At 40.5% G+C, this 13,115-nt stretch carries 12 protein-coding genes; 8 read left to right on the forward strand and 4 right to left on the reverse strand.

The genetic code is table 11. From position 1 onward, the window contains the following. Positions 1-104 precede the first annotated feature (104 nt). Positions 105-401 carry a hypothetical protein gene (locus tag BMX69_RS23265; RefSeq protein ID WP_025231402.1) on the reverse strand — a complete coding sequence of 99 codons (297 nt, stop codon included), beginning with the start codon at positions 399-401 and terminating at the stop codon, positions 105-107. A gap of 37 nt (positions 402-438) precedes the next feature. Between BMX69_RS23265 and BMX69_RS23270 the strand changes: the two genes are divergently transcribed. From BMX69_RS23270 to BMX69_RS23305, 8 genes are all read left to right on the forward strand, one after another. Continuing rightward, on the forward strand, positions 439-726 hold the full coding sequence (locus BMX69_RS23270; RefSeq protein WP_160117925.1) for a VOC family protein: 288 nt from the start codon (positions 439-441) through the stop codon (positions 724-726). 327 nt (positions 727-1,053) lie between these two features. Then, positions 1,054-3,339 carry a helix-turn-helix domain-containing protein gene (locus BMX69_RS23275; RefSeq protein WP_100043665.1) on the forward strand — a complete coding sequence of 762 codons (2,286 nt, stop codon included), beginning with the start codon at positions 1,054-1,056 and terminating at the stop codon, positions 3,337-3,339. 165 nt (positions 3,340-3,504) lie between these two features. Then, entirely contained in the window at positions 3,505-5,175 is a 1,671-nt protein-coding gene (locus tag BMX69_RS23280; RefSeq protein ID WP_100043666.1) for a type 2 periplasmic-binding domain-containing protein, read from the forward strand. Between the two features lie 114 nt (positions 5,176-5,289). After that, positions 5,290-6,210 (forward strand): ABC transporter permease, encoded by a 921-nt coding sequence (locus BMX69_RS23285; RefSeq protein ID WP_100043924.1) that lies wholly within the window; start codon positions 5,290-5,292, stop codon positions 6,208-6,210. Between the two features lie 12 nt (positions 6,211-6,222). Next, positions 6,223-7,101, forward strand: coding sequence for a carbohydrate ABC transporter permease (locus BMX69_RS23290; RefSeq protein WP_054791741.1), 879 nt, complete (start codon positions 6,223-6,225; stop codon positions 7,099-7,101). A 35-nt stretch (positions 7,102-7,136) separates the two neighbouring features. Continuing rightward, a complete protein-coding gene (locus BMX69_RS23295) occupies positions 7,137-8,315 on the forward strand; it encodes a glycoside hydrolase family 88 protein (RefSeq protein WP_100043667.1) in 1,179 nt (392 codons plus the stop codon). A 13-nt stretch (positions 8,316-8,328) separates the two neighbouring features. After that, positions 8,329-10,353, forward strand: a complete 2,025-nt coding sequence (locus BMX69_RS23300) for a heparinase II/III family protein (protein ID WP_054791744.1) — start codon at positions 8,329-8,331, stop codon at positions 10,351-10,353. An 87-nt stretch (positions 10,354-10,440) separates the two neighbouring features. Beyond that, positions 10,441-10,620: a hypothetical protein gene (locus tag BMX69_RS23305; RefSeq protein WP_100043668.1), complete on the forward strand. Its 180-nt coding sequence runs from the start codon at positions 10,441-10,443 to the stop codon at positions 10,618-10,620. An 80-nt stretch (positions 10,621-10,700) separates the two neighbouring features. Here BMX69_RS23305 and BMX69_RS23310 read toward each other — a convergent pair whose 3' ends face one another. From BMX69_RS23310 to BMX69_RS23320, 3 genes are all read right to left on the reverse strand, one after another. Further along, positions 10,701-11,012, reverse strand: a complete 312-nt coding sequence (locus BMX69_RS23310) for a hypothetical protein (RefSeq protein ID WP_025231410.1) — start codon at positions 11,010-11,012, stop codon at positions 10,701-10,703. Positions 11,013-11,021: 9 nt separating this feature from the next. Continuing rightward, positions 11,022-12,284: a Y-family DNA polymerase gene (locus tag BMX69_RS23315; protein WP_100043669.1), complete on the reverse strand. Its 1,263-nt coding sequence runs from the start codon at positions 12,282-12,284 to the stop codon at positions 11,022-11,024. A 227-nt stretch (positions 12,285-12,511) separates the two neighbouring features. After that, on the reverse strand, positions 12,512-13,099 hold the full coding sequence (locus tag BMX69_RS23320) for a hypothetical protein (protein WP_054791745.1): 588 nt from the start codon (positions 13,097-13,099) through the stop codon (positions 12,512-12,514). Positions 13,100-13,115 lie beyond the last annotated feature (16 nt).

Genomic DNA, 13,115 nt, shown 5'->3' on the forward strand with positions numbered 1-13,115 from the left:
ACAAATCATGATCTGGCAGGCCGCTTCCAATGAAAGAAAACCGGGGCAGGATATATCCAATCTCCGATCTTGGTTTTTGCTTTCATAAAATCACCTTATTTTCACTAACCTTTATAGCATCCCATTTTACATATACTAGTTACAACCGCCCTTAACTCCTCCTTTTCCCCCTCTTTGCAAAAGGGTTTGAAAATGCATACCATGGTTATGGCATTCTGGGGAGGGCGGGTCATAATGAAGGAATTGCAGATAAAGCGGAAGTTGATTCCCCTGGCCTCTTGAATGGATACCAGGTAGGGCTTATAGGTTGCGCCCCGTAATTCCCTTGTGGCCTCATAGAAGATCGCCAGGTCTTTGCAGTTTACATCGCGGTATGGGGTAAAAATGCATGGGCTGCACATATAAGAAACTCCTTTGCTTTTTCTATTGTTATATCATATGCGGAACTTGACCTTAAGGTACGGGAAAAGGCCAGCTGTCCGCAGCTCCACTGGAATTGTATTTTTATTCATAGAAGAACCAGGGTATATCCCGCCGATATGGCCGGAAGAAAACGAAAAGCAGCAAAAGCAAATGCATTTTGATTTCCAGGTTGACGATGTTTTTGAAATGTCAGAAGCAGCAAGAAAATTAGGGGCCGTTATGGCGGAGGATCAATACGGCGGCGATGATTTTATCACAATGTTAGACCCGTCAGGGCATCCTTTCTGCTTGTGCAGGAAATAAGAATAAAGAATAGCAGAAAAAAGGTTCAACCGTGAGGGCGGCTGAACCTTTTCGTAATATTATTTGCAGAACTGAGAAATTAAATCTAATAAATCGCTTAAGTTACATGAGCTTAAATCAAAGAACATGATACGTAACCTCCTTATTATTATTTGTTTTTTGAACAACTTCATTGTAACACTTATGTAATAGAATTGTAACATATAAAAGATGGAATTTAAGGAAGGAATTGGTCTAATTATAAAAAACGACCATAACATCTATATTTAGTTGCATATTTATGATAAAATATACCATAAGAAGATACGATTGAAGGAAGTAAAAAGTATGATAAACAAGGGTAAAGCTTATAAAAAGCTGTATTTATCTTATGGCTTCATTTTTCTAATCCCGATTTCCATGGGGATTTTGTTTTATTTTTATGCTTATTATATTGCAAAGGAACAAGCGGATACCTCTAACCGGAGTTTGATTCAGACTGTGAAAAATACCTGTGACAGAGAGCTGGAATACTATGAGAATATTTTAACACAATTGGCTCTTAACAAGAACGTACAGCAGCTTTCTGTGGTGAAGGGAGAATTTCGGTCCGACAATTCCTATCAGCTTTATACGATTCAGAATGAAATTATGGATCTTAAGGTAACGATCAATAAAAGCGGCGATTACTGCAAAGATATCATGGTTTATTTTAAGAACTGTAACAAAGTGGTCTCTTCCTTTGGTAACATGGATTTTCCCATGTATAGCGATCTTTATTGTTTTGGAGCGGAAGATACAAAATCAGCTGAGATTTTGAAAAATCATCTGTCTGAATATCACTTTCGTGATTCCATTCCAATGAATTCCAAATGGACTCAGGGAAGACCTACCCTCCTTTTGACCATGAACAACTTAAAAGGAGAATTCGGAGAATCCACTGCAATGATCGGAATCTGGCTGGATATGGATGCACTAAACAGCAGCATTGAAATGGCTTCCTGGGAGTCGGGCTTGGATTGGCTGATTATAAATGAGGATAATCAGATTATGAACCGGTCTGAGGATTATTCAAGCATTGGAATCCAATATGAGCATCTAAATCAGGATGGGGATCAGAAAATAAGGTGGAATGGGGAAGATTATATTATACGCACTGTATTTTCCGATACGTTTAATTGGAAATATGTTCTGCTGATGCCAGAGAAAATGATAAGCGGTTCAGCAGGAAAGATGCGGAATATTTTCGTTATTGGTATATTTATCTGCCTGTTTACCGGCTTCGGAGCAGCCTCCAGGATGATGAAAATTAACTACAATCCATTAAAGGTTCTCATGGAAGTGTTCCGGAAACACGATGATACTCAGGAGATATTTGTTGACAATGAATATTTATATCTGGAGGAAAAAACCATTTCACTTCTGGCTGAACGATCGGATTTTAAACATATGGTGAGCAGGAGCCAGGAAGTGGTAAAACAGTATTATCTAACGGATCTGATGATAAATTCCTTTGAACAAAGTAAAGATACACCGGACCGGGAAGCAATTGTTAAGAAGTTCCGGGAAGAAAGCAACCTTGTACTTCTTATTACAGGAAAGGACACTTCCGGGCGGGAGGAAAACCAGGAAGAATACATACAAATAAACAGTCTGAGAAAGTTTATTATTGGAAATGTGTTTGGCGAAGGAATTGAAGGCAGCTTCAGTATGGAGAAGGTGGAGCTGGGAGATACCGTCGCGATGATTGTCAATATCCCTGAACTTTCTGAAGGGTATGATGAGAAGTTAGAGGAAATCATCGATGCAATGCAGAAATATATCTATGAGAATTTTGGATTTATGACAGTTGTATTGGCAGGAGAAGCTCATAAAGGGCTTGAGGGGATTCATTTATCCTATATGGAAGCAAGAGAAGCAGAGGAGTTTGTGGCTGTTCTGGATCCTGATTATATCAGTTACCGGGAAATTAAAAACAGTACCCATAAAAAATACGATTATTCAACTGATCAGGAACTACGAATCATAGCAGCAATCAAAAGCCGCAACAGCGCATTGGCTTCTTCTTATATTAATAAAATTTTAGATGTCAATTTTCTGGAAAATAAAGCATCTCTGGATATGTTAAAATGCCTTCTGTATGACTTAATGGGAACAATTATGAAAGGAGTACAGGAAGTAGAGGAGATTCCAAATGAAGATTTAGGACTAAAGCGCATTTCTGTAAAAATGCCTCTTGATAAAATCAAGGAAACGTTTGGAGAAGCCGTTGAAAAATTGTGTAAATCCACGGACAACTCCAAAGAGTGCGGACAAAATCAACAATTGTGCGAAAAGCTGCAGAAATATATCCAGGAGAATTTCAGCGATCCTGACTTAAATATTTCTCAGACAGGACTTCATTTTCATATGACACCTGCCTATCTATCCTCTATTTATAAAAAGTACACAGGGGAAAGCCTTTTAAAGGTCATCAATCAGACACGGATCGATGAGGCAGAGAAACTTTTGGCAGAGGGGATTAATGTGGTTGAGGTAGCGGAGAGAGTAGGTTTCCGGGACAGCTCCACGTTTATCAGAACCTTTAAGAAATTTACAGGAGCAACGCCCGGACAATTAAAAAATGGACGGTAGAGATTCGATAAATTGTAAATGAATTTTAGTTTTAGTCAAGAAAGGTTGATGAGATCATGTGATTTTGTCAACCTTTTTCAATATTTGAGTATATAAAATGCACATAGTACCATGTAGAATATAAGAAAATAAGTGCAATGTGCATAAAAAGAAGGAGGAAGTATTATGAAGAGAAATTTAAAAAAACCGATTGCTGTATTAGTAGCAGCGGCGACTGCCATCTCTCTGCTGGCAGGGTGTGGAAGTAAAACAGGGGCGGCCCCAGGGGCAGGGGAGACAAAGGAAACAGCAAAAACCGGGGAAAGCAGTTCGAATGCGGAAGCAGGGGGAGAGGTATCTTATCCACTGACAAAAGGAGGGGAGCTTACCTATTGGCTTCAGCTAAATCCTAACGCATCAGCTAACTTTACGAATTTAGGTGAAACTGAATTAGGAAAAGCGTTACAGGAACAGACCGGTGTTACAATTAAGTTCCAGCATCCCGCAGCAGGTGCTGACCAGGCTAAGGAACAGTTTAATTTAATTGTTGCTGATGGAAATCTCCCTGATATTATGGAGTGGCAATGGGTAAAGATGTATCCAGGCGGTCCGGAAAAAGCAATTAAGGATGGAGTTATCATTCCTTTAAATGATGTTTTTGATATGTATTGCCCAAACCTTAAAAAATACCTGGCAGAAAACCCTGATGTAGATAAGATGATTAAGACAGATGACGGCCACTATTTTGCATTCCCATTCATCCGCGGTGAAGATAAGCTGCGCTATACAGTAGGTGGGTTCATCCGTCAGGATTGGCTGGAAGAACTGGGACTTGAAGTGCCTACAACCATCGACGAGTGGCATACGGTACTGACTGCATTTAAGGAAAAGAAGGGTGCCGAGGCTCCTATCAGTTTTGACTGGACCAACTTCAAACAGTCCAACCCATTTGCATTCGCCTATCATGTAGGAGCTGCAAACTCTACATGGTTTATCATCGATGATGAGGGTAAGATCGCTTTTGCACCTGCTCAGGACGGATATAAGGATTATCTGATGACTATGAACCAGTGGTATCAGGAGGGGTTAATTGATAAGGATATTGCTACTCTTAACGGTGATCAGGTAACGGCTAAGATGACCAGTGATAAATCTGGTGTTTCTGTAGGCTGGGCAGCAAGCCGTATGCAGCTGTTTATGACAAGCGTACAGAAGAGCAATCCTGACTATTTGCTGGTTCCGACTCCAACTCCAACGTTAGAAAAGGGTGCTGCACCTGAATATGGCTATATGGAAAATAAGTTCCCTGATGTGGGAGCAGCCATTACCACCAGCTGTAAAAATGTAGAACTGGCAGCCAGATTATTGGATTACGGTTATTCTGAGGCAGGGCATAACTTATTTAATTATGGTGTGGAAGGTGTATCTTATGAGATGAAGGATGGGAAAGCCGTTTATACCGATCTGGTTATGAATAACCCGGATGGCTGGCCACTGGCACAGTCTTTATCCAAATACGTCCGTGCTAATTATAATGGTCCATTTGTACAGGATCTTAACTATCTTGAGCAGTATTTACAGCTTCCTACCGTTAAGGATTGCCCACAGGTATGGGAAGTTGCGAACGCAAACAAACATACAGTTCCAAATATCACTCCAACCCAGGAGGAATCTAAGGAACTGGCCACTATTACAAATGAGCTTACAACTTATATAGATGAAATGACCCTTAAATTTATCTTTGGTACAGAAAGCTTTGATAAATGGGATAATTATATCCAGACTTTAAAGGATATGAAACTGGACCGTGCACTTGAGATTGAGAACGCAGCTTTAGAGCGTTATGAAGCTAGATAATTCTGGTTGATTTCCAATTAAAATATGGCCGGGCGATTGCATAGTCAGTCCCCGGCTGTTTTCAAATCAAAGTTTTTGGATCAAGTATTCAGATGAAAGGAAGGGATGGAAGGAATGATGGGAAATTCGTTGAGCAATAGAATCAGGAAAGATTTACAGAGAAACTGGACGTTATATCTGCTGGTGCTTCCTGTCCTTATTTATTATGCTGTTTTTATGTATAAACCGATGTATGGTGCAATTATTGCATTTAAAGATTTTACGCCTGCCAAAGGAGTATTTGGCAGTGAGTGGGTGGGGTTTGAAAATTTTACCAGATTTTTTACAAGTCCTTATTTTGGAAGGCTTTTGAAAAATACTCTGTTGCTAAGTATTTATAGTATTATATTTGGGTTCCCGGCTCCTATTATTCTGGCCCTTTTGCTGAATGAAGTAAAAAATGCTAAATTTAAAAAATTCTCTCAGACAATTACCTATCTGCCTCATTTTATTTCACTGGTAGTTGCCTGTGGTATGATTAAGGATTTCTGTCTGACAACCGGCCTTTTTAATGATATAGTTGCGCTGTTTGGGGGAACGCGGAATCCTCTACTTCAGAATCCTGCGTATTTCCGTACAATATATACAGCCACCAGTATATGGCAGGAGATTGGCTGGGGATCGATTATCTATCTTTCTGCATTATCTGGTGTTGACAGTCAGTTATATGAAGCAGCCTCTATTGATGGCGCAGGGAAATGGAAACAGCTTCTTAATGTAACGTTACCTGGAATTGCACCTACGATTATTATCATGCTGATTTTAAGAATGGGTTCCCTGATGAGTATGGGATATGAGAAAACGATTCTGCTATATAATCCGTCTACCTATCAAACTGCAGATATTATTTCTTCTTATGTATACCGTGCAGGTTTAATTGAGCAGGATTGGAGTTATTCAACCGCTATTGGTCTGTTTAATTCTGTGATCAACTGTGTTCTGTTGTATATTACAAATAAGGTCTCTAAAAAAACAACAGAAAACAGCCTGTGGTAAAGGAGGAGAAAGATGAAAGTTAAAATTTCCCGCGGAGAGAGAATATTTCATGTAGTCAATTATATTATTTTGACTATCGTTGCATTAATCTGTTTATATCCCATGTGGTTTGTGGCTATGGCTTCGTTCAGCGACAGCAGCCAGCTGATCGCACATTCAGGATTCTTATTAAAGCCCTTGGGATTTAATCTTCAGGCATATTTGAAGGTATTTGAAAACCCTATGATTTTAAAAGGTTATGCAAATACTCTGTTTATTCTGGTGGCAGGTGTTGCTCTGGATCTGGTAATGACTGCACTTGCAGCTTATTTCTTTTCCAGAAAGGGTGTTATGTTTAAAAAGCCATTGATGCTGTTTGTGCTGTTTACCATGTTTTTCTCAGGAGGAATGATTCCGTTTTATTTAAATCTGAAGGATTTGCATTTGATTAACAGCAGATGGGGACTCATCATTCCTTTTATGATCAGTACTTATAATATGATTATCTTAAGAACATCCTTTGAGTCCATTCCAGACAGCTTAACGGAAGCAGCCAGAATTGACGGGGCTGGTCATATTACCATTTTGTTTAAGATTATTTTGCCGTTGTCGAAAGCAATTATGGCAGTTATGGTTCTGTATTATGGGGTTTCCATATGGAATGCATGGTTCTGGGCTTCTGCGATCTTAAGAGACCGGGAATTATATCCCCTTCAGGTTATCTTAAGAGAAATCCTTATATCCAATGATTTACAGGCGATGAACGGAGGTGCGGGAGCTGATGCGGAGGCCATTGCACAGAGCATTAAGTATGCCACAATCATGGTGGCTACTGTTCCGATTTTATTCGTATATCCATTTTTACAAAAATACTTTACAAAGGGAGTTATGATCGGAGCAGTGAAGGAATAAGGGGATCTTTTACTTGACTTGAGGAGGAACGGTATATGCAAACAAGAGAAGAACTATTACAGCACAAGGAAATTGATGATGGAATGCTAAAAGCTGCCTATGATAAGGCGGCAGAACTGATCAAATCAGCGACGAATCAGTTTACGGAACAATTTCCCCGGGAGGCCAGTGTGAATAATTTCTACCAGCAGGGAACCAACTACGAATGGACACCTGGGTTCTGGACTGGTGAGGTATGGCTGGCTTATGAGAAAACAGGAGATGGGGCATTAAGAAATACAGCTGAAATCGAAGTAAAGGATTTTTACAGAAGGATCAAAGAAAAGGAAGGGGTGAATCACCATGACATGGGATTTTTATACTGCCCCTCCTGTGTAGCTGCATACAAACTTACGGGTAATACGACTGGTAAGGAGGCTGCTATTATGGCGGCAGATAATCTGATGACGAGATTTCATGAAAAAGGCCAGTTTTTTCAGGCCTGGGGAAAGCTGGGGGAAGAGAACAATTACCGTATGATTATCGATTGCCTTCTTAATATGCCTCTGCTTTTCTGGGCAGGTGAAGTGACTGGAGAGGAAAACTACATAAGAAAAGCAGAAGCACATATTAAAACTGCAATGAAAAATATTATTAGAGAAGATCATTCCACTTATCATACTTTTTTCTTTGATATTGAGACAGGAGAACCAAAGAAGGGCGTCACCCATCAGGGGTATCGGGATGGTTCTGCCTGGGCAAGAGGGCAGGCATGGGGAATCTACGGATCTGCACTTGCTTATAAATTTCTTAGAAATGAGGAATATGCTGATATTTTCTGCAAAGTAACGGATTATTTTCTGGAGCATTTGCCTAAGGACATGGTTCCTTACTGGGATTTTGATTTTAGTGACGGAAGCGATGAACCAAGGGACTCTTCTGCAGCCGCTATTGCAGCCTGCGGTATGCTTGAGATGAGCAAATATCTTCCTAATGAAGAAGCAGAATATTATACAGGTATGGCGAAAAGGCTTCTGCATGCACTGGTTACGGAGTGCGCGGTGACTGATCCGGCTGTATCAAATGGTCTTCTGTTACATGGAACCTATGCAAAGAGTTCTGCATATAACACATGTCCAAACCACGGAGTCGATGAGTGTGTTCTTTGGGGCGACTACTTTTATATGGAGGCATTGACCCGGCTTTCTACAGACTGGGAGCCATACTGGTATTAATGGAGAATTGGAAATGACAATCGAACAATATTTTGACAGACCGGATGCTTTTTATTTTGTCCCTGACCCGGGAAATTCAGCCTGTTATTGTAAAGAACATTGGAATGATGATGTGGAGCATATTTTACGGATAGCAAATGAGGTATGTGAAAATACATTTCTGTTTGATTTAAACTGGGATATGGAGCGTACCTATGAACCTGTGGTATTTTCCGGGGAAATTGACTGGCGCTATATGCCTTCCGGTGATCCGGAATTTGTCTGGCAGTTTAACAGACACAGGTTTTTCATTTGCCTGGGGCAGGCCTGGCAGATGACAAAAGATGAAGCGTATGTAACATGCTTTCTGCGCCTGGTGAATGATTGGATAGACAGGGTTCCACTTGATGAAAAGACAGTGATGGGACCGTGGCGCCTGTTGGAAACAGGGCTTCGGGGAGAGACATGGACGAAAGCGATCCGCTATTTTAAAGACAGCAGCTTAATAACAGAGGACTTTTTAGACCGATTTGCAGAAACACTGAGGCTCCATGCCAGAAGACTGGTGGAAAAGGGCGGAGACGAAAGGCTGCAGAGCAATTGGTGCATTCTGGAGAACAGCGGACTTTTCGAGATTGCGATGGGACTTCCTCAGAGCGATGAAACAAAGGAGTGGGCGTCCATTGCTCTGGAGAGGATCTATAAGTCCGTAAAGGTGCAGATTTACAAGGATGGCAGCCAGTGGGAGCAATCCCCTATGTATCACAATGAAGTATATCATTGCCTGTGCTGCGTGATTTTCCTTGCAAGAGCGAACGGGATACCACTTAAGCCGGATTTAGAGGATGCGGTTCATCGCATGGCACTGGCAAATGTTATCTGGAAAAAGCCAAACAGCCATCAATTTACTCATGGTGATTCTGATGACACCGATTTACGGGATAAAATCACCATGGGAGCCTGGCTGTTCCAGGATCCTGTCTTAAAATGGAGCGGTTATGAGCTTATGGATTATGAAGGAGCCTGGGACTTTGGAAGCAATGCCTGTGCTGACTATACCTTTCTTCCTGCAAGAGAACCGGATTTTATATCGGCATGTCTGGAGAACAGCGGGAACTATTATTTAAGGGAAAGCTGGAAACGGGATTCAAATCTTCTTCATTTTACCTGCGGTGCAATGAGTACCGGTCATTGCCATGGGGATAAAATGCATGTGGATTTAGTTGTGAATGGAGAAGATGTACTGGTTGATGGCGGCAGAGCAACCTATATGAACGTTCCTCTTCGTTTTACTTTGAAAGACAATCCAGGCCATAATACCACAACCGTAGATGGGGAATCCTTTACTTCATTTGAAGATTCCTGGTATACAAATAAGCTTTCTCTTCCTGTAAACAGAACATACAGAGCCGGAGAGATTGCAGAATTTGTCCAGGGCGGTCATCTGGGATATATGAAAAAGGGTATCTTTGTGAACCGGCGTATCATCTGGATCAAACCGGATATTTATCTGATTCATGATCAGTTTTATGCAGAAGGAGAACATGAATACCGGCAGTATTTTCATTTCGCACCGGAAGGAAAGGTTTTCACAGAAGTAAATTCAGTGACTTTCCAGGGAAAAGAGACCAGAGTATTTTTAAACTTTTTGACAAAAGATGCCTTACTTGAAAGCAGCAGAGGTGTGACTTCAAGACATTATAATCAGTGGGAAGAAAATGATGTAGTTACTGCAGTTTTGAAAAAGAAGGGATTTGCCAGCATGATTACAGTCATAAATGGAGGGAATTCTTCTACAGCAGAACCGGCCAAGGTGAAGGCTGTGGAGACATACAGCCATACACTTCACAAACCACTGACAGAGAGCGAAGCTCAGGCTGTGAAAATCACGGTGGGAAATCGAAGCTATGTTGTAATTTTCTGCAACGATGAAGTCCTCCATACTTCAGATGCTGTAATAGCAGAGGAATGTTTTGCTACAGGAAATGTCTGCGTTTTCAATGTCAGTGACAGGAAAGAAGGAGAAAGGCTTTATGCCGGGGAAGTTCTCCATGTATAATTGATTGCGGGAGTGTTGCTCCATGGCTGAGTTTCAGCCATGTGCAATGCTCCCTCTTTCTTTATAAACCGTTAAATAAGGCCTGGCATGGAACCCGATTTTCACATCTTGTCTATTGATGCCATAAAGTATAGTATAACGTTACTTAGAAGGGAGGGAAATATATGTGTTGCTTTAACAGGGGATGCCGTAGAAATTGCAGATGCAATTTTTGTAATTGCTTTTTTGGATGTAACAGATGTAACTGGTGGTGGTAATAATCACTAAAGGATAGCAGGGTACTGCAGGATCCGGGACTATCAGTGTAAATAATACAGGTGGGTACCCGGGATTCCGGCCCCACCTATTTATATTATCATAACCCATTTACAGGATTCCATATAAAAGATCAGTTTAAATTCTCTTTTCAGGCCCCCAATGATTGCATCACATTGAAATTCTTTTGATGGAATTCCGTTATAATTTTTATCCTCTGAACATTTTATGATTATATCAGATACTGTTTGTATGATACCATCATCGCCTTCAAACTTAAGACTTAAAGGCCTGGGGCTGCAGCTGGCGGTAAACCATACCTTGCAGGCGACATGATACATTTTACCTTGCGGTTCTCCGCTGTTAATATCTTTTACATTAGTCCCAATTCCAAATACTCCCATATCTTTCACCTACAATATATGTTGTTTGCTGTAGTCTACGGTCCGTTTCTCCCGGCTGATTCCGCCGCTCATGTGATCGACTGCTTTATCATTTAAAAAGCTTGCTCTTTTAATTGAGTCAATTCCAAAACGCTTTCTGATTTCATCCACTGCTTTATCCATCCGCTCCATTTTTTCATAATCTATTTTATCGAATATATTTAATTGACGGCTGTTCTCTGTGGTTACATGGCTTGTATGGATTCCTAAATGACGGATAGGAATCTTATTCCACATCTCATCAAAAATCCGGCAAGCGGTTTCATAGATTTCATAAGTGATATTTGTTGGCGTATCAAGGGTTCTTTGATGACCATAATATATAAAGTTATAGTCCTTTATTCCCACGGAAATCACGCTAATTTTCACGTTGTCCTCTCTTAATCTGGCAGATACGGTCTCTGCCAATGATAACAGTACTAACCTGGCTGTACTTGCATCCACTAAATCAAATGCAGTGGTTGTACTATTCCCATAACCTTTATTTGGCGGGGGAGCAGGTTCTACTGCTGAAACATCGATTCCGTTTGCAAAAGACCATATGACCTCCCCATACTTGCCGAAATGACTTTTAATGATTGATAAATCAGTCTGCGCCAATTCTCCTATGGTCTTGATTCCCAGATTCCGTAATTTCTGAAAGGTTGCCCTGCCCACGAAAAATAATTCTTTTACAGATAATGGCCACATTTTTTCTTTTATTTCACTTAGCCACAGCGTATGCACTTTGTCAGGCTTTTTAAAATCGGATGCCATCTTGGCCAGGACTTTATTGTTTGAAACACCAATGTTTACGGTAAAGCCAAGTTCTTTGTGTATACGTTCTTTTATATCATTTGCTGCCTGATAAGGATCTCCAAACAAGACTTCAGTACCAGTCATATCCATAAACGCCTCATCAATGGAATACTGCTCCACAATAGGAGAATATTGTTTCAGGATATGAATAAATGCAGAGGAAGATTTCTGGTAGAGATTGTAGTTTGGGGGAACTAAAACCAGGTCAGGGCATTTTCTTAGTGCCTCAGTCACGGACTCCCCGGTTTTTATATGATACTTCTTTGCCGGCACGCTTTTGGCAAGTATAATACCATGCCTTTTTGTAGTATCTCCGCCAACCGCAGACGGTATATCCCGCAAATCTAAAGTTCCTCCCAAATGATGGATTCGATATGCTGCTTCCCAGCTTAGAAAGGCGGAGTTTACATCGATATGAAATATGACATTATTCATGGAATCACCTCGGCTATATTATAATCGAATATATGTTCGATTAATAGTGGAAATAAAAGGGAAGGGTTAAATAAAAGGGAAGACAAAAAAACAGCAGGCTGATTGAGACCTGCTGATATTATTAAGTAATATTTATATTACCGATAGCAAATGGTGCTTTCTATAATCGGATGGGCGGGCTAAAAAACAGCCCTTTTATCAAAACCTGCTTCACAAGTTCCGATAAGCTATAATATTTGAATATGGAAAGCAATCGCTTGATATGGGATAAACGCGGTTTGAATTTCGGAATGGATCACGTTTACTAATAAACCAGGGTAAAGTGTACGGAAAGGAACAGGGTTGCCATTTGTATCGCGAACGGTAGCCTTAGTGGCAATATGAAATTCTATTTGATTATCGGGATTATCAGGATCGTAAGTATAGAAAAGAAATTTATCGATGTCCACTTCTGTGATTAGAGCTGTGGTAGAATTAAATGATGGCTGACCGTATTCTTTTGCAACAATTAAATAAGCGTTAGCTTGTGGCGGAATGCGCCATTCCATAATCGGTGAAAATAAGGCATCCACCACCATGCCTTCTTCGATGTCACATAAGCATATATGCTGACCGAATAGATTCAGGACATCTGTGTAAAAGCTTGCATTAAGCCTTAATGGTTCGGATATCGTTTCATTTTGTACAGACTGAGAGTAGATAATGTCTATATATCCAGTGGCTCTGCTGCGGGTAAAAACCTCTGTAACCATTGCATTATTAACTTGCAGGATTCGTCCCATTTGCGTGATTGTACCTAAATCATTCATGTACATTTATGGCCTCTTAGAG

This window comes from Lacrimispora sphenoides JCM 1415 (assembly GCF_900105615.1).
Lineage (GTDB): Bacteria > Bacillota > Clostridia > Lachnospirales > Lachnospiraceae > Lacrimispora > Lacrimispora sphenoides.